Source organism: Kitasatospora atroaurantiaca (assembly GCF_007828955.1).
GTDB classification, from domain to species: domain Bacteria; phylum Actinomycetota; class Actinomycetes; order Streptomycetales; family Streptomycetaceae; genus Kitasatospora; species Kitasatospora atroaurantiaca.
In genome coordinates this window covers 6,708,319-6,724,978 of the sequence record NZ_VIVR01000001.1, presented here as the reverse complement: position 1 = coordinate 6,724,978, position 16,660 = coordinate 6,708,319, and the positions used below count along the sequence as shown (strand labels likewise).

The window sequence follows — 16,660 nt, the reverse complement described above, 5'->3', positions numbered from 1 at the left end:
CGTCGGTGCTTAGCGGGTGCGGTTGAGGGTACGCAGGGCGGCCTTGAGCAGCGCGCCGACGTCGGTGACGGCCTGCTCCTCGGCCTCGGGGGTGACGGCGGTGACGGCCTCGTCGGCCTCGCGCGGGGCGTAGCCGAGCCCGACCAGGGCGGCCTGCAGCTGGTCCTGCCAGGGCGCGGGGCCTGCGGCGATCGGCTTCTGGGCGGGCACGCTGCCGTGCGGGGCGCCGAGCTTGTCCTTGTACTCGAGCAGCAGCTTCTGCGCGAGCTTCGGGCCGATCCTGGGCACGGCCGTCAGGGACTTGGCATCGCCCTGGGCGACCACGCGGCGCAGCTCGTCGGGGGTGAAGACGCCGAGCATGGCGAGGGCCATGGTGGCGGCCACGCCGCTCGCGGTGAGCAGGATCTCGAAGGTGGCGCGCTCGTCCTCGTCGGTGAAGCCGTAGAGGGTGAGCGAGTCCTCCTTGACGATCAGCGAGGTGGTGAGCCTGGTGTGCTGACCGATCCTCAGCTCGGCGAGCGTCCTGGGCGTGCACTTGACCAGCATGCCGACGCCGCCCACCTCGACGACCGCGCTGCCCGGTGTGACGGCGGCGACCGGGCCCTGGACGAAGGCGATCACGGGCGGTACTCCTTGCGCGTTCTGGCCACTGCTGCGGCGATCCTGTCGGTGGCGCTGCCGCGCCAGATGTGGCAGATGGCGAGGGCCAGGGCGTCGGCCGCGTCGGCCGGTTTGGGCGGTGCGTCGAGCCGCAGCAGTCTGGTGACCATGGCGGTGACCTGGGCCTTGTCGGCCCGGCCCGAGCCGGTGACGGCGGCCTTGACCTCGCTGGGGGTGTGCAGGATGACGGGGATGCCGCGCCGGGCAGCGCAGAGCATCGCCACCGCGCTGGCCTGGGCCGTCCCCATCACCGTCCGGACGTTGTGCTGGGCGAAGACCCGCTCGATGGCGACGGTGTCCGGCCGGTGGGTGTCGATCCACTCCTCCAGGCCGGCTTCTATCGCCAGCAGGCGTCGCGGGACGTCGTCATCGGCGGGTGTGCGGACCACGCCGACCCCGGCCATCCGCAGCGGACGGCCCGGCGCGCCGTCGACCACCCCGACGCCGCACCTGGTCAGCCCAGGGTCCACACCCAGTACCCGCACCTTGCAACCCCACCTCTCTGTGACCCGCCACTCGCCTCCGGGCGCTCTGACCCGATGCCGACACTCCTCGCTCCGGCGCTCCTTCGTCGCTTGTCGCTCGTCGCTTTCGGCACCGGCGCGCCCTTCGGCTCGTGGCGAGCGACCTGCGAAGGCTACCGGTCGGGTCGGACAACCGGACGAAAGACACCGGCCCGGCGGTCCTGGAGGACCACCGGGCCGGACAGGTGCGTGGGCTCACTCGGCGTCGAGCTGAGCACCGACCTCGTCGCTGATGTCGAAGTTGGCGAAGACGTTCTGCACGTCGTCGCTGTCCTCGAGCGCGTCGATCAGCTTGAAGATCTTGCGGGCGCCGTCGACGTCCAGCTCGACCTGCACGCTCGGCACGAAGTTGGCGTCGGCCGAGTCGTAGTCGATGCCCGCGTCGACCAGGGCGGTCCGGACGCCGACCATGTCGGTGGCCGCGCTGATGACCTCGTAGGACTCACCGAGGTCGTTGACCTCCTCGGCACCGGCGTCGAGGACGACCTCGAACACCTTGTCCTCGTCGACACCGTCCGCCTTGGGGACGATCACGACGCCCTTGCGGGTGAACATGTACGACACCGAACCCGGATCGGCCATGTTGCCGCCGTTGCGGGTCATCGCGACGCGCACGTCGGAGGCGGCACGGTTGCGGTTGTCGGTGAGGCACTCGATGAGCACCGCGACGCCGTTCGGGCCGTAGCCCTCGTACATGATCGTCGAGTAGTCGGCCCCGCCGGCCTCCGCACCCGAACCGCGCTTGACGGCGCGGTTGATGTTGTCGATCGGGACCGAGCTCTTCTTGGCCTTCTGGATGGCGTCGTACAGCGTCGGGTTGCCGGCCGGGTCGCCGCCACCGGTGCGCGCCGCCACCTCGATGTTCTTGATCATCTTGGCGAAGAGCTTGCCGCGCTTGGCGTCGATCACGGCCTTCTTGTGCTTGGTGGTAGCCCACTTAGAGTGGCCGGACATCACCAGCTCCTTTACGTCGCCAAAGGGAAATGAACAGGAGAGATCTTACCGGTGTCGCCACCGGCACCGGGCACTGCGTCAGCGCGCGGCGTTCTCCACCATGGACACGAAGTACGCGTGGACGCGGTGATCGCCCGTCAGCTCGGGGTGGAACGAGGTCGCCAGCAGGTTGCCCTGGCGAACCGCCACGATCCGGCTCTCCGGGCCGTCGGCGGCGGGCAGCTCGGCCAGCACCTCGACGCCCTCGCCGACCGCCTCCACCCAGGGGGCGCGGATGAACACGCCGTGCACCGGGTCGCCGGCCAGGCCCTGGAAGGCGATGGCGGACTCGAAGGACTCGTTCTGCCGCCCGAAGGCGTTGCGGCGCACCGTCATGTCGATGCCGCCGACCGTCTCCTGGTCGTCCCGGCCGTCGAGGATCTTGTCCGCCAGCATGATCATGCCCGCGCAGGAGCCGTACACCGGCATCCCCGCGGCGACCCGCTCGCGCAGCGGCGCCATCAGCCCGAAGGCCAGCGCCAGCTTGGACATCGTGGTGGACTCCCCGCCGGGGATCACCAGGGCGTCGACCTCGGCCAGCTCCTCGGCGCGGCGCACCGGACGGGCGAGCGCGTCGGCCTCGGCGAGCGCGATCAGGTGCTCGCGGACGTCGCCCTGCAGGGCCAGGACGCCGACAACGGGGGTGCTCACGGTTGCTACCTCTTCAAGTCAGTACGGATACGTGCGACGGCCCGCCGCGCCAGAAAGCTGCGCGGCGGGCCGGCAAGACGCAGTGATTACCAGCCGCGGTTGGCGTAGCGCTCGGTCTCCGGCAGGGTGTCGCAGTTGATGCCGACCATGGCCTCGCCCAGGCCGCGGGAGACGTCCGCGATGACCTTCGGGTCGTCGTAGAAGGTGGTGGCCTTCACGACGGCGGCGGCACGCTTGGCCGGGTCGCCCGACTTGAAGATGCCGGAGCCGACGAAGACGCCCTCGGCGCCGAGCTGCATCATCAGGGCGGCGTCGGCCGGGGTGGCCACACCACCGGCGGAGAACAGCACGACCGGGAGCTTGCCCAGCTGCGCGACCTCCTTGACCAGCTCGTACGGGGCCTGCAGGTTCTTGGCCGCGACGTACAGCTCGTTCTCGTCGAGGGTGGCCAGGCGGCGGATGTCGCCGTTGATCTGGCGCATGTGGCGGACGGCCTCGACCACGTTGCCGGTGCCGGCCTCGCCCTTGGAGCGGATCATGGCCGCGCCCTCGGCGATGCGGCGCAGGGCCTCGCCCAGGTTGGTGGCGCCACAGACGAAGGGGGTGGTGAAGGCCCACTTGTCGGAGTGGTTGACCTCGTCGGCCGGGGTCAGCACCTCGGACTCGTCGATGTAGTCCACGCCCAGCGCCTGCAGGACCTGGGCCTCGACGAAGTGGCCGATGCGGGACTTGGCCATCACCGGGATGGAGACGGCGTTGATGATGCCGTCGATCATGTCGGGGTCGGACATCCGCGCGACGCCGCCGTCCTTGCGGATGTCGGCCGGCACGCGCTCAAGCGCCATGACGGCCACCGCACCGGCGTCCTCGGCGATCTTCGCCTGCTCGGCGTTGACCACATCCATGATCACACCGCCCTTGAGCTGCTCGGCCATGCCGCGCTTGACGCGGGCGGTGCCGATCTGCGGCTGGTCTGCGGTGGTGGGGGTGGTGGACACGTGAGACCTCACTCGAAGATGAACCAGTGCTATCGCCCTATCGTAGGCCCGAAACACCCCTTACCGATGCGCCATCAAGTCCATCCCGGCCAATGGGATACGACAAACAGGCTGGAACCGGGCTACCCGGGTGCTCCGGCGCGGCTACGCGGGTGCCCCGTGCGGCGTGAGTGCCACCGGAGGCTCGTCGTCCATCTCGAAGGCGAGCGGGAACGGCGCCCGGCCGGCCAGCCGGAAGTAGCGCACCAGACGGTGCTCACGGACCGCGCGCGCCGCCCGTACCGCGTCGTTGTGGAACCGCCGCGCCATCGGGACCCGCCGCACGGCCGCCGTGAGATCCTTCACAGCCTCCTCGCCGCCCGGCGCTGCCATCAGGGCGGCCACCTGCTCGGGCTCGGCGAAGACCGCCCGCAGGGCGAGGCTCAGCTGACTCTCGGCCACCTCGCGGTGCTCGTCCTCGGCCTGACGTGCGGCGTGCGAGGCCTCGTAGAGCAGGATCGAGGTGGCCGGGTCCAGCAGGGACGAGGTGGCGAGCTCCAGCGCGACGGAGGCCCGCCGGACCAGCTGTGCGTCCAGCGAGGCCCGTGCCGCGTCGATCCGGGCGTGCAGCCGGTCCAACCGCCCTGCCGTCCAGCTCAGGTACACGGCGAACAGCACGACCGCCGCAGCGGCCCAGATCCAGGTAGTCACGGGGCGCTACGCTACCCGGCCGCGGAGTACGTCTTGCGGTAGGTCGCCCGGTCCATGTCCACGATCTCGACCGCGAGGTGGAGCCGGTCGCCCGTCACGTGTTCCTGCAGCAGGGCCAGGGCCTGCTCGCTCAGCCCGGCCTTGGCCTCGGTGCTGCGCCCGTCGAGCATCCTGATCTGCAGATGGACCATGGCCTGCGCCGGGTCGCCGTCGGCGATGAAGGACTCCTCGATCCGGCGGAACCTGGTCTTGCAGTCCGACACCGGGGCGTCGATCGTCTTGGCGATCAGCGCGTGCAGCTCGCCCGCAAAGGCGCGGCGGTCGAAGTCGAGGCCGTCCGAGTGGTCGACGATGATCTGTGGCAACGGAACCTCCGATGAGTCGAGTTAGGGCGTCCGCCAATAGGCGAGGCAGCAGGCCAACCACAGGGGCGCGTGGGGGTACCTCCCGGCCGAAGGCTGGGGGAGAACTGCGCGAGATCGGAAGGCAATGGCCTGTTTCCTCCCGCATCGCACAGTTCCTTGCGCCCCTGGGATGCCCAATCCTGATCGGTGCACTTGCTGGCGGAGCGTCTCAGTCGCGGGTCAGGCCGAGGCGTTCCCGCCAGCCGAGCCGCTCGTCCTCCGCGACCGGGGGCATGCCGTCGGTGACCGTCTCGTAGACCGAGAGGATCTCCGCGCCGACGGTCTCCCAGTCGAAGCGCCGGACGTGGCGCGAGGCCGCCTCCCGGAGCTTCTTCAGCCGGTCCGGGTCGGCCAGCAGGCGGAGGGCCGCGTCGGCCAGCGCGGCCGAGTCCTCGACCGGGAAGAGCTCGCCCGCGTCGCCGCCGTCCAGCACCTGCTTGAACGCGTCCAGGTCGCTGGCCAGCACCGGGGCGCCGGCCGACATCGCCTCGACCAGGATGATGCCGAAGCTCTCACCGCCGGTGTTGGGCGCCACGTACAGGTCCACGCTGCGCAGCAGCCGGGCCTTGTCCCGGTCGCTGACCATGCCGAGGAACTCCACCTGCGCCCGGACCTCGGGCGCGAGGTCGGCCACGGCCTCCTCCTCGTCGCCCTTGCCGGCGACCAGCAGCCGTACGCCCGGCCGCTCGGCGAGGATCTTGGGCAGCGCGGCCAGCAGTGTCGGCAGGCCCTTGCGCGGCTCGTTGATCCGGCCGATGAAGCCGATCGTGCCGGGCCCGCCGTCCAGTGCCCCGCCCTGCCAGCGCGGGTCCGGCTCGGCGGAGGCGAAGAAGCCGACGTCCACGCCGTTCGGGATCACCACGGCGTCGCCGCCCAGGTGCTCGACCAGTGTGCGCCGGGCGTACTCGCTCACCGCGATCCGGGCGCTCATCTTCTCCAGGCTCGGCTGGAGGATCGGCGAGGCCGCGATCATCGCCCGGGAGCGCGGGTTGGAGGTGTGGAAGGTGCCCACCATCGGGCCGGAGGCCGACCAGGCGGCCAGCATCGACAGGCTCGGTGAGGCCGGCTCGTGGACGTGCAGGATGTCGAAGCGCCCGTCGTTCAGCCAGCGCCGCACCCGGGCCGCCGACAGGAGCCCGAAGCTCAGCCGCGCGACCGAGCCGTTGTACGGCACCGCCACCGCCCGCCCGGCCGAGACCACGTACGGCGGCAGGGCCGACTCGTCCTCGGCCGGGGCCAGCACGGAGACCTCGTGGCCGAGCGCGATCAGGTGCTCGGCCAGGTCCCGGATGTGGAACTGCACGCCACCGGGGACGTCCCAGTCGTACGGGCAGACGATACCGATCTTCACCGGGCCCCCTTCAGGTCGGACAGCCACAGCTTCTGCAGCATGTGCCAGTCCTCCGGGTGCTCCCGGATGCCGTCGGCCCACACGTCGGCCATCGCCTGCACCATAGCGGCGGTCTTCGTCCGCTGGTCGCCGTCCTCGGGCGGCAGCACCTCGGGGTGGATGACCGCCCGCATCACCGGGCCGTCGTACCAGAGCGTCACCGGCAGCAGGGCGGCACCCGTCCGCACGGCCAGCGCGGCGGGCCCGGCCGGCATCCGGGTCGCCTCGCCGAAGAAGTCCACCGGTATCCCCGCCTCGGAGAGGTCGCGGTCCCCCACCAGGCAGACCAGCCGGCCGCTGCGCAGCCGCCGGGCGAGCGTGCCGATCACCGACACGTCGCTGCCGGTCAGCGGCAGCACCTCCATGCCGAGGCCCTCGCGGTACGCCACGAACCGGTCGAAGAGCGACTCCGGCTTCAGCCGCTCGGCCACCGTCGTGAACGGGTAGCCGACGTGCGTGGCCACCCAGGCCCCCGCCAGGTCCCAGTTCCCCATGTGCGGCAGCGCTATCACCGCGCCGCGCCCCGCCTCCATGGCCTCCTGGAGCTGTTCCAGACCCTTGACCTGGACGTTCTCGGCGAGCCGTGCACTGCTCCAGGTCGGCAGCCGGAACGACTCCATCCAGTACCGCAGGTACGAGCGCATCCCGGCCCGCGACAGCTCCTGCAGCGCGGCCTCGTCCGCCTCCGGGCGCACCCGGCGCAGGTTGGCCTCCAGCTGCAGCACTCCCTTGCCGCGCTTGCGCCAGGCCGTGTCCGCGATCCGGTTGAACAGCCCCCGCGCGGCGGGCTCCGGCAGGTGCTTGAGCACCGCCCAGCCCAGCGCGTACGCCGAATCGGTCAGTCGTTCTTTCATGCCACCCCCGCCCGCTCGGCCTCGAAGGCCTCCCGACGCACCGTCAGCATCCGCTGCAGCACGGTGACCAGACTGCCGACCGCGACCACCCAGAGGGCCACCGGGAGCAGCCACTCCACGTACGGCACCCCGAACGTGTGCAGCCCCGCCACCCCGGCCGCGACCAGGGTGATCACCAGCCGCTCGGCCCGCTCCACCAGCCCGTTGACCTTGCACGGCAGACCCAGGCTCTCGGCCCGCGCCTTGGTGTACGAGACCACCTGACCGCTCGCCAGGCAGAAGACGGCCGCCACGCAGAGCAGGTTGTTGTCGCCCGTCCCGGCGTACCACATGGCCAGCCCGCCGAAGATCGCCGCGTCGGCGACCCGGTCGAGGGTGGAGTCCAGGAAGGCTCCCCACCGGCTGGAGCTGCCGGCCTGGCGGGCCATGTTGCCGTCGACCAGGTCGGAGAAGATGAAGAGGGTGATCGTGATGGTGCCCCAGAAGAACTCCCCGCGGGGGAAGAACACCAGCGCACCCGCGACCGACCCGGCCGTCCCGATCAGCGTCACGGCGTCCGGGCTGACGCCCCAGCGCAGCAGCAGAGCCGCGAACGGCGTCAGGACACGTGTGAAGAAGGCACGTGCGTACTTGTTGAGCATGGCCTTCCGGACCGCCCCGATCTCACCGGCATCCGCCCTTCACCCCAACGGGCGACGGGCGACCGAGCGGATAAGCCCGCCTGGCTGGACAATGGTATCCACGCCGCTCGTGCGCTTGACCGCCCCACGCCCGCGAGACGGCATTCGGCCCAACTGGCCACCACTCAGGGCACTTCCGCGCACACGGGACGTGACATCCCCAGCACGCGAGCAGCAGGAGGACAGCCATGGCGGACCGGGGAACACCCCACGCACCCGCGCCCACCGTCGACCGGCCGGCGCAGCTGCGCAACGTGGTGCTGGTCGGCGCCAGCGGCGCCGGGAAGACCACGCTCGTCGAGTCCCTCGCCCTGACCGCGGGCGCGCTCACCCGGGCCGGCAGCGTCCCGGAGGGCACCACGGTGTCCGACTACGAGGAGATCGAGCACCAGCAGCAGCGCTCGGTCCAGCTCTCGCTGGTCCCGGTGGCCTGGCGCGACACCAAGATCAACCTGCTCGACACCCCCGGCTACGCGGACTTCACCGGCGAGCTCCGGGCCGGGCTGCGCGCCGCCGAGGCCGCCGTCCTCGTCCTCTCCGCCGCCGAGCCCATCGGCCTCACGGCCCTCTCCGTCTGGCGCGAGTGCCGGGCCGCCGGGCTGCCGACGGCCATCGCGCTGACCCATCTGAACGCGGCCCACATCCGCCTGGACGAGACCCTGGCGGCCTGCCAGGAGGCCTTCGGCGAAGAAGGCCACCCGGACTCCGTCCTGCCGCTGCACCTGCCGGTCCTCAAGGACGGCCACCTCTACGGCTCGCTCGAACTCCTCACCGGCCGTACCTACGGCGATCCCGGCGACCTCCCCGACGCCGAGGTGGCCCGCGGACGGCTCGTCGAGGCCATCGCGGGCGAGGACGACACCCTCCTGGAGCGCTACGTCGCGGGCGAGGACCTCGACCCGGCCTCGCTCACCGAGGCCCTGCGCCGGGAGTTCCTGCAGGGCACCCTGCACCCCGTCCTCGCCACCGCTCCCCCGGCCGACCCGTCGGAACCGCCCGTGGGCGCCGCCGAGCTGCTCGACCTGATCACCGAGGCCTTCCCCACCCCCGCCGAGCGCCAGGACGAACTGCCGCCCTGCGACCCGGACGCCCCCGTCATCGCCCAGGTCGTCCACACCAGCGAGGACCCGTACGTCGGCCGCCTCAGCCTGGTCCGCGTCTTCTCCGGCACCGTGCGCCCCGACACCACGCTCCACCTGGCCCGCCACCCCGACGAGCGCGTCACCGCGCTGACCTCCCCGTTCGGCAAGCAGCAGCGCCCGGTGCCGCACGCCCTGTCCGGAGACCTGGTCTGCCTCGCCAAGCTCAGCGCCACCCGCACCGGCGACACCCTCGCCAGCGACGAGCAGGTCATCGAGCCCTGGTCGCTGCCCGAGGCGCTGCTCCCGACCGCCGTCGAGGCCCACAGCAAGGCCGACGAGGACAAGCTCTCGCAGAGCCTCGCCCGGCTCACCGCCCAGGACCCGGCCCTGCGGGTCGAGCAGAACCCCGACACCCACCAACTCGTCCTGTGGTGCACCGGCGAGGCCCACCAGGCCGTCGTCCTGGACCGGCTGCGCACTCGCTACGGCGTGCACGTCGACACCGTCCCGTACAAGGTCGCGCTGCGCGAGACCTTCGGCACCGCCGCCAGCGGGCACGGTCGGCACGTCAAACAGTCCGGCGGCCACGGCCAGTTCGCCATCTGCGACCTTGAGGTCGAGCCGCTGCCCGGCGGCGGCTTCGAGTTCGTCGACAAGGTGGTCGGCGGCGCGGTGCCGCGCAACTTCATCCCCTCGGTCGAGAAGGGCGTCCGGGCCCAGCTCGCCCACGGCGTCCTGGCCGGGTACCCGATGGTCGACGTCCGGGTCACCCTGCGGGACGGCAAGGCGCACTCGGTGGACTCCTCCGACGCCGCCTTCCAGACCGCCGCCGCCCTCGCGCTGCGCGAGGCCGCCTCGCACGGCTCGGTACGGCTGCTGGAGCCCGTCGACGAGGTCCAGGTGCTGCTGCCCGACGAGTACCAGGGCGCGGTGCTCACCGACCTGTCGGCCCGCCGCGGCCACGTCCTGGGCACCGAGCGCGGCGGGCCCGGCCTCAGCCTGGTCCGTGCCGAGGTCCCCGAGATCGAGCTCACCCGCTACCCCGTCGAGCTGCGCTCGCTCTCCCACGGGACGGGTCAGTTCTCGCGGACGTACGTACGCCACGCGCCGATGCCCGCCGCCCTGGCCGCCCAGTACGAGCACGCCTCCTAGCCGGCGCCCGTCTTGGGCGCGTGGGCAGCCATGCACTGTCCACGGGCGCGTGGGGGCACCTCCCGGCCGAAGGCTGGGGGAGAACTGCGCGAGATCGGTAGGAAACAGCCTGTGTCCTACCGCTTCGCGCAGTTCCTCGCGCCCCTGAGGTACCCGAACCTGATCGGTACGCCTCAGACCTGGCGTGGAAGGGCGCAGGCCGGGGTGCCGCCGGGCAGGCGGTGGCGGTTGCTGGAGATCAGGCGGTAGACCGCGGCTGCGAGCGGCCGGACCGGTGGCAGGGCCAGCAGGCCGCCGAGGTAGGCCCAGGCGCCGCCGGAGCGCATCAGCAGCCGGGCCGCCGCCTGCCCGCCGCCGTACACCTGCCCGGCCGGGGTGATCCAGAGGATCTCGCGCTCGGCCCGGTCCCAGGTCACCAGACCCTGGCCGCCGGCCCTGTCGTCCAGGGCGGGGAGGTCGGCGAACTGGAACGGGACCGCCTCCCAGCCGCCCGAGGAGAGGCTCGCCCGCAGGTAGCGCTCCGCCCAGGTGGCACAGGTCGTACAGAAGGCGCAGTCGCCGTCGAAGATCAGTACCGGGTCCGTCGCGATGTCATCGGCCATGATGCGATCCTGCCCCACCGGACACAGCGGACACACACCTGGCCCATCGGAGGATCAAAGCCGCCCGAAAGTGGGCACCATGGTGGGGACGCCCGCCCCGGGCGAGATGTGACAGCTGTTCAGACGATCATCCGCGCGGCGGGCAGGCGGCGCGGTAACCTGCCGCTGACAAGGGGAGGAGGGGAGGCCGCCGTGACCAAACTGGACATGACCCCGGGTGCGCAGATACCCCGTACGGACGTCGGACCGCAGACCGCCGTCACCCAGCTGCTCTCCTCGGCCGCCTACCGCGACACCGAGTTGAAGGCCCTCACCGACCTGGAGGGGGTCAAGGCCAAGGAGGGCAAGTTCGCGCTCTTCAGGCCGAGTGTCGGCGAGGCGTTCAGCCGGGCGGTGATCGACCGGACCTTGCGGCCCAAACGCCTTCCGCTGGTGCCTTCCTTCGGCACCGACACCCGCATGGTGGTCGAACACTGCCTGGCCGCCGAGGAGCTGCGCCACGCGCGCGACCGGAAGCTGACGCTGGTCACGCTGTTGAGCGGGGTGCTGTTCCTGCCGGGGGCCCTGCTCTGGCTGGTCGCCTTCCAGGGCCGTGCGTACTTCAAGAAGCACAACCCGGCCCGCGAGGGCTTCTACGGCACCCTGCTGCTGCTCGCCGTCGCCGGGCTGGCGCTGCTGCTCGCCCTTCGGCCGCCGGTGCACGGGCTGTGGGCGCTGTACTTCCGGGTGATGATGCTGGCGCCCGTCGCGGGCTGGTTCTTCGCCAAGCGGATCTGCCTGCGCAGCACCGAGGACCTCCGGGCCCGTTGGGGTGGTCTGGTCGAGGGCAGCGCGCTCGCCGCGACGGTGCCGAAGGCCGTACCGCGTGACGATCTGGACCAGCGGGCCACCGAGCTGCGGGCCTCGCTGGAACGGCTGACCGCCGAGCAGGAGACCAACATCCAGCACTACGCCGGGTCGAAGGGCATCCTCGGCGCGGGCATGCGCTGGGGTGTCTGGGAGGTCGTCGAGGATCTGCGGCCGGCCGAGGGCCACGCGGACTTCCGGGCCTTCCACCCGTGGGACCTCACCCGCCGGATCACCGACCGGCTGGGCAGCCTCGGCCAGAGCGAGGTCGCGGGCGGCGCCATGCCGCACGTCTCGGTCCAGCAGTGGGTCGTGGTGGACATCCCGGAGGGGGCGGACGAGATCGGCCGCCCGGCCGGCGCGGAGATGGACGGCTACCGGATGCGCGACTTCGCCATCCAGGCGATCGCCAACCGGCAGTCCCTCGGCACCGACACCCGGCACCGGCTGGCCGCCCAGTTCGTGCTCCACAAGGGGCAGTTGGTGGCCTCCGTGCTGATCAACGTCACGGTGCTCAGCAACACCCTGCGGGTCTCGGTGGCCGGTTACGCCCTCGGGCCGCTGGCCGGGCTCTTCGGCACCAAGCCCAAGCCCAAGGAGATCAACGTCCCGAAGACGGGCAAGTTCTGGGAGGAGCGGACGGTCCAACTGCCCCTGGTCGACAACGACGAGGTGGTCCGTCAGGCCGTCCGCGCGCCGTTCATGCACCTGCCCACGCTGCTGATGTGGCTCGGCGGCTCGGTCACCCTGCCGGAGCCGTTCTCCCTGCGGGCGGCCTGGGCCGACCGGACGTGGACCAGCCGCTTCAAGTCGGACGACGTCATCTACGGCGCCACCCCGGTGGTGAACGCGGTGCTGGCCGCCACCATCGAGTTCCTGGAGGAGCACGACATCAACGTCGAGCGCTTCACCAGCCGCGCCGGGATCCTGCGGGCCGAGATGCAGGGCGTGCGCGCCTTCCGCGCCGACAAGTACGACGCGGGCTAGGACTGATACACGAGCGCGGGGCCCGTACCGGATGTCCGGTACGGGCCCCGCGCTCGTGTATCAGTCCTGCGGCCAGGCCTCCGCGAGCATCTTGCGGGTGTCCGCCAGCAGCTGCGGCAGCACCTTGGTGTGGCCCACCACCGGCATGAAGTTGGTGTCCCCGCCCCAGCGCGGCACCACGTGCTGGTGCAGGTGGGCGGCGATGCCGGCACCCGCCGCCGCGCCCTGGTTGAGCCCGATGTTGAAGCCGTGCGCACCGGCGGCGGCACGCAGCGCGGTCATCGCCTTCTTGGTGTACGCGGCGACCTCGGCCGTCTCGGCGTCGTCCAGGTCGGTGTAGTCGGCCACGTGCCGGTACGGGACGACCATCAGGTGGCCGCCGTTGTACGGGTAGAGGTTGAGCACCGCGAAGACGGCGCTGCCCCGGGCGATGATCAGCCCGTCCTCGTCACTGAGCGACGGGATCGAGCAGAACGGACAACCGTCGTCGGGAGCCGGGCCCGTGGGCTTGTTCTCGCCCTGGATGTACGCCATCCGATGGGGGGTCCACAGGCGCCTGAAGCCGTCCGGCTCCCCCACGCCCTGCTGCAGTTCCGGCTCACTCGTCATGCTGATCAGCATATTCGCCCGACGCTGCTTGCAAAGCAGTGCGGGGCAGACTCATGCAGAGCCTGCCCCGCCGCTCGAGCGAGATGTCAGAAGTGTCAGACCTGGATCCGGCGCTGGACCGCGTCGACGATCTCCGCGACGGCCTCGGCGACCGGAACGCCGTTCTTCTGCTCACCGTTGCGGTAGCGGAACGACACGGCGCCCGCCGCGATGTCCTCGGCACCGGCCAGCAGCATGAACGGGATCTTGGCCTTCTGGGCGTTGCGGATCTTCTTCTGCATCCGGTCGTCCGAGGCATCCACCTCGACGCGGATGCCCTGCTTCTTCAGCTCGGCCGCGACCTCCTGGAGGTACGGCACGTGCTCGTCGGTGATCGGGATGCCGACCACGGTGACCGGGGCGAGCCACGGCGGCATGGCACCGGCGTAGTGCTCGAGCAGCACCGCGAAGAAGCGCTCGATCGAGCCGAACAGCGCACGGTGGATCATGACCGGCCGCTGGCGGTTGCCGTCCGCGCCCTGGAACTCCAGCTCGAAGCGCTGCGGCAGCTGGAAGTCGACCTGGATGGTCGACATCTGCCAGGTACGGCCGATGGCGTCCTTGGCCTGCACCGAGATCTTCGGCCCGTAGAACGCCGCGCCCTCGGGGTCGAGGACCAGCTCGAGGCCCTGCTTCTCGGCGGCCGCCCGCAGGGTCTCGGTGGCCTCCTCCCAGTCCTCGTCCGACCCGATGTACTTCACCGGGTCCTTGGTCGAGAGCTCCAGGTAGAAGTCGTTGAGCCCGTAGTCGCGCAGCAGCTCCAGCACGAAGGTGAGCAGCGAGTCGAGCTCGTCCGCCATCTGCTCGCGGGTGCAGTAGATGTGCGCGTCGTCCTGGGTGAAGCCGCGGGCGCGGGTCAGGCCGTGCACCACACCCGACTTCTCGTACCGGTAGACCGTGCCGAACTCGAAGAGCCGCAGCGGCAGTTCACGGTAGGACCGACCGCGCGAGCGGTAGATCAGGTTGTGCATCGGGCAGTTCATCGGCTTGAGGTAGTAGTCGTTCTCGCCGTCGAGCTGCATGGGCGGGTACATCCCGTCGGCGTACCAGTCGAGGTGACCGGAGAGCTCGAAGAGGGTGCCCTTGGTGGCGTGCGGGGTGTAGACGAACTCGTAGCCCGACTCCTCATGGCGCTTGCGCGAGTAGTCCTCCATCACCCGGCGCATGATGCCGCCCTTGGGGTGGAAGACGGCGAGGCCGGAACCGATCTCCTCCGGGATGGAGAAGAGGTCGAGCTCGCTGCCGAGCTTGCGGTGGTCGCGCTTGGCGGCCTCGGCGAGGAAGTCGAGGTGCGCCTTCAGCTCGTCCTTGGTCGGCCAGGCGGTGCCGTAGAGGCGCTGCAGCTGCGGGTTCTTCTCGCTGCCGCGCCAGTAGGCGGCGGCGGAGCGCATGATCTTGAACGCCGGGATGTGCCGGGTGCTCGGCAGGTGCGGGCCGCGACAGAGGTCGCCCCAGCACTGCTCGCCGGTCTTCGGGTCCAGGTTGTCGTAGATGGTCAGCTCGCCGGCGCCGACCTCGACGTCCGCGCCCTCGCCCGCGGTGGCGGCGGAGCCCTTGAGGCCGATCAGCTCCAGCTTGAACGGCTCGGCGGCCAGCTCCTCGCGGGCGGCCTCGTCGGTGACCACGCGGCGGGAGAACTTCTGCCCGCGCTTGATGATCTCCTGCATCTTCTTCTCGATGACCTTGAGGTCATCGGGGTGGAACGGCTTCTCGACATCGAAGTCGTAGTAGAAGCCGTCCTTGATCGGCGGGCCGATGCCGAGCTTCGCCTCCGGGAAGACCTCCTGCACGGCCTGCGCCATCACGTGCGCGGTCGAGTGCCGCAGGATGTCCAGGCCGTCCTTGCTGCTGATCTCGACCGGCTCGACCTCGTCGCCGTCCTGCACCTGGTACGCCAGGTCCTTGAGCGCGCCCGCGACCCGGGCCGCGATGATCGAGCGGTCGTCGGCGAAGAGATCGGCGGCCGTAGTGCCCGTGGTCACCACGCGCTCTTCCCGATCGGGTTCGCGGTTGATGATTACCCGGACGTCCGTCACCGGTCTCTCCTGACGTGTGGATCAGTGTGGTGCAGCACAGCGCTGCGCTGACGATGGTACCGAGACCGGCGGGCGGACTGTGCACCCATACCACCCGGCGCGGAGTGACCAAGTGGTCACTCGGAGCGATCGGCCACAGTGTCACCGCACCCGCACGGGATTGAGGGGACGTCAACTGCGGTATCACCAAGGCAGAACGCCGCCGTGCCCGGCGCGCCACTGGTCCTCGGTGGCGCGCCGCGCACCGCCCGCTGCCACCTGAGGGGCAGTCATGCAACAGTCTCAGCACTGGTACGAAGGTCCGCTCGCCTCTTTCGACACCGAGACCACCGGCGTGGACGTCGAGACGGACCGCATCGTCTCGGCCGCGATGGTCCTCCAGGCCTCCCCCGGCGCCGGCCCGCAGTCCGCGACCTGGCTGGCCGACCCCGGAGTCCCCATCCCGGACGGCGCCCGCGCGGTGCACGGCATCAGCGACGAACACGTCCGCACGCACGGCCGCCCGCCCCGGACCGTGGTCGCCGAGATCGCCCGCGCCCTGGGCGAACAGGCCCGCGCCGGCGTGCCGCTGGTGGTCATGAACGCCCCGTACGACCTGACCCTGCTCGACCGGGAACTGCGCCGCCACCGCGACCTGTCGCTGGCCGACTGCCTGGCGGGCACCGAACTGCTGGTGCTCGACCCGAGGGTGCTCGACAAGCACGTGGACCGCTACCGCAAGGGCCGCCGCACGCTCACCGATCTCTGCGCGCACTACGGGGTCTCGCTGATCGGCGCCCACGACGCCGCCGCCGACGCGGTCGCCGCGATGGAGCTGGTACGCGCCCTGGGTGCCCGGCACCCGGGGCCGCTGGGCGCCATGACGCCCGCCGAGCTCCATCTGCGGCAGGCCGTCTGGCACTCGGCGCAGGCGCGCGGGCTGCAGAACTGGTTCGACCGCTCGGGCAGCCCGGAGCGGGTGGACTTCGCCTGGCCGCTGCGGCCGGCCAGGTGCGGCTGCGGCCGCCGGCTCTCGCCCGAGCACCGCTGCGAGGCGGCGGCCTGAGCGGCAGGGCCCGGGTACACCTCAGGCCCTGACCAAGTACCGGTCAGGGCCTGAGTGTTGTCTCCGGTGGGCGATACTGGGATCGAACCAGTGACCCCTTCGGTGTGAACGAAGTGCTCTCCCGCTGAGCTAATCGCCCGGGCAACGAGAAGAAGACTAGCACCACTTGGCGGGTGGTCCGCAAACCCGTTCCGTCCCGGCCCCGGCCGAGGGTCCGCCAGATCGGCTGTCTCGCAAGGCCGGTGATTGCGAATCAGCTCGTCCGAGTTGCACCCGATAAAGACATCGAGCCCCGGCCATAAATGGCCGGGGCTCTCCATCTCACAATGCATTCCGGTGGGCGATACTGGGATCGAACCAGTGACCCCTTCGGTGTGAACGAAGTGCTCTCCCGCTGAGCTAATCGCCCGGGTGCAGG

At 70.9% G+C, this 16,660-nt stretch carries 16 protein-coding genes and 2 tRNA genes; 3 read left to right on the top strand and 15 right to left on the bottom strand.

Annotation, left to right across the window (positions count from 1 at the left end; all coding sequences use genetic code 11):
* Positions 1-9: 9 nt before the first annotated feature.
* The 10 genes from ruvA to pgsA form a co-directional block, all read right to left on the bottom strand.
* Positions 10-621, bottom strand: a complete 612-nt coding sequence (gene ruvA, locus FB465_RS30240; protein WP_145795655.1) for a Holliday junction branch migration protein RuvA — start codon at positions 619-621, stop codon at positions 10-12.
* Positions 618-1,145, bottom strand: a complete 528-nt coding sequence (gene ruvC / locus FB465_RS30235; RefSeq protein WP_145795653.1) for a crossover junction endodeoxyribonuclease RuvC — start codon at positions 1,143-1,145, stop codon at positions 618-620. The genes ruvA and ruvC overlap by 4 nt, the downstream gene beginning before the upstream one ends.
* 234 nt (positions 1,146-1,379) lie before the next feature.
* Complete coding sequence (locus tag FB465_RS30230) at positions 1,380-2,138, bottom strand: YebC/PmpR family DNA-binding transcriptional regulator (RefSeq protein ID WP_145795652.1); 759 nt, start codon at positions 2,136-2,138, stop codon at positions 1,380-1,382.
* 78 nt (positions 2,139-2,216) lie between these two features.
* The gene (gene pdxT, locus FB465_RS30225) at positions 2,217-2,828 is read right to left on the bottom strand and encodes a pyridoxal 5'-phosphate synthase glutaminase subunit PdxT (protein ID WP_145795650.1); all 612 of its coding nucleotides are present in this window, start codon (positions 2,826-2,828) and stop codon (positions 2,217-2,219) included.
* Positions 2,829-2,914: 86 nt separating this feature from the next.
* On the bottom strand, positions 2,915-3,826 hold the full coding sequence (gene pdxS, locus FB465_RS30220) for a pyridoxal 5'-phosphate synthase lyase subunit PdxS (protein ID WP_145795648.1): 912 nt from the start codon (positions 3,824-3,826) through the stop codon (positions 2,915-2,917).
* A 144-nt stretch (positions 3,827-3,970) separates the two neighbouring features.
* A complete protein-coding gene (locus FB465_RS30215) occupies positions 3,971-4,516 on the bottom strand; it encodes a hypothetical protein (protein ID WP_145795646.1) in 546 nt (181 codons plus the stop codon).
* 11 nt (positions 4,517-4,527) lie between these two features.
* Positions 4,528-4,881, bottom strand: a complete 354-nt coding sequence (locus FB465_RS30210) for a 5-carboxymethyl-2-hydroxymuconate Delta-isomerase (RefSeq protein ID WP_145795644.1) — start codon at positions 4,879-4,881, stop codon at positions 4,528-4,530.
* Positions 4,882-5,089: 208 nt separating this feature from the next.
* The gene (locus FB465_RS30205; RefSeq protein WP_145795642.1) at positions 5,090-6,271 is read right to left on the bottom strand and encodes a glycosyltransferase family 4 protein; all 1,182 of its coding nucleotides are present in this window, start codon (positions 6,269-6,271) and stop codon (positions 5,090-5,092) included.
* Complete coding sequence (locus FB465_RS30200) at positions 6,268-7,164, bottom strand: phosphatidylinositol mannoside acyltransferase (protein ID WP_145795641.1); 897 nt, start codon at positions 7,162-7,164, stop codon at positions 6,268-6,270. Before FB465_RS30200 ends, FB465_RS30205 begins: the two co-directional genes overlap by 4 nt.
* A complete protein-coding gene (gene pgsA / locus FB465_RS30195; RefSeq protein WP_145795639.1) occupies positions 7,161-7,805 on the bottom strand; it encodes a phosphatidylinositol phosphate synthase in 645 nt (214 codons plus the stop codon). Before pgsA ends, FB465_RS30200 begins: the two co-directional genes overlap by 4 nt.
* 227 nt (positions 7,806-8,032) lie before the next feature.
* Between pgsA and FB465_RS30190 the strand changes: the two genes are divergently transcribed.
* Positions 8,033-10,078, top strand: a complete 2,046-nt coding sequence (locus tag FB465_RS30190) for an elongation factor G-like protein EF-G2 (protein WP_145795637.1) — start codon at positions 8,033-8,035, stop codon at positions 10,076-10,078.
* 173 nt (positions 10,079-10,251) lie between these two features.
* On the opposite strand, the gene FB465_RS30185 is transcribed toward FB465_RS30190, so the two are convergent.
* A complete protein-coding gene (locus FB465_RS30185; protein WP_211785888.1) occupies positions 10,252-10,680 on the bottom strand; it encodes a thiol-disulfide oxidoreductase DCC family protein in 429 nt (142 codons plus the stop codon).
* A 192-nt stretch (positions 10,681-10,872) separates the two neighbouring features.
* Here FB465_RS30185 and FB465_RS30180 point away from each other — a divergent pair, with 192 nt between their 5' ends.
* The gene (locus FB465_RS30180) at positions 10,873-12,513 is read left to right on the top strand and encodes a hypothetical protein (RefSeq protein WP_246192923.1); all 1,641 of its coding nucleotides are present in this window, start codon (positions 10,873-10,875) and stop codon (positions 12,511-12,513) included.
* 60 nt (positions 12,514-12,573) lie between these two features.
* Here the strand turns inward: FB465_RS30180 and FB465_RS30175 are convergent, their stop codons facing one another.
* Both FB465_RS30175 and thrS read right to left on the bottom strand, forming a co-directional pair.
* Positions 12,574-13,134: an HIT family protein gene (locus tag FB465_RS30175; protein WP_145795636.1), complete on the bottom strand. Its 561-nt coding sequence runs from the start codon at positions 13,132-13,134 to the stop codon at positions 12,574-12,576.
* 83 nt (positions 13,135-13,217) lie between these two features.
* A complete protein-coding gene (thrS, locus tag FB465_RS30170; RefSeq protein ID WP_145795634.1) occupies positions 13,218-15,197 on the bottom strand; it encodes a threonine--tRNA ligase in 1,980 nt (659 codons plus the stop codon).
* A 271-nt stretch (positions 15,198-15,468) separates the two neighbouring features.
* Between thrS and FB465_RS30165 the strand changes: the two genes are divergently transcribed.
* Positions 15,469-16,242 carry a 3'-5' exonuclease gene (locus FB465_RS30165; RefSeq protein WP_145795632.1) on the top strand — a complete coding sequence of 258 codons (774 nt, stop codon included), beginning with the start codon at positions 15,469-15,471 and terminating at the stop codon, positions 16,240-16,242.
* Positions 16,243-16,309: 67 nt separating this feature from the next.
* Here FB465_RS30165 and FB465_RS30160 read toward each other — a convergent pair.
* Positions 16,310-16,381, bottom strand: a tRNA-Val gene (locus tag FB465_RS30160).
* A gap of 198 nt (positions 16,382-16,579) precedes the next feature.
* Positions 16,580-16,651 (bottom strand) — tRNA-Val (locus FB465_RS30155).
* Between the last annotated feature and the right edge of the window lie 9 nt (positions 16,652-16,660).

Coding starts and splice junctions, on each gene's coding strand:
- FB465_RS30230 (WP_145795652.1), bottom strand. CDS start 2,138: ATGTCCGGCCACTCTAAGTGGGCTACCACCAAGCACAAGAAGGCCGTG.
- pgsA (WP_145795639.1), bottom strand. CDS start 7,805: ATGCTCAACAAGTACGCACGTGCCTTCTTCACACGTGTCCTGACGCCG.
- FB465_RS30200 (WP_145795641.1), bottom strand. CDS start 7,164: ATGAAAGAACGACTGACCGATTCGGCGTACGCGCTGGGCTGGGCGGTG.
- FB465_RS30175 (WP_145795636.1), bottom strand. CDS start 13,134: ATGCTGATCAGCATGACGAGTGAGCCGGAACTGCAGCAGGGCGTGGGG.
- FB465_RS30185 (WP_211785888.1), bottom strand. CDS start 10,680: ATGGCCGATGACATCGCGACGGACCCGGTACTGATCTTCGACGGCGAC.
- FB465_RS30165 (WP_145795632.1), top strand. CDS start 15,469: ATGCAACAGTCTCAGCACTGGTACGAAGGTCCGCTCGCCTCTTTCGAC.
- FB465_RS30190 (WP_145795637.1), top strand. CDS start 8,033: ATGGCGGACCGGGGAACACCCCACGCACCCGCGCCCACCGTCGACCGG.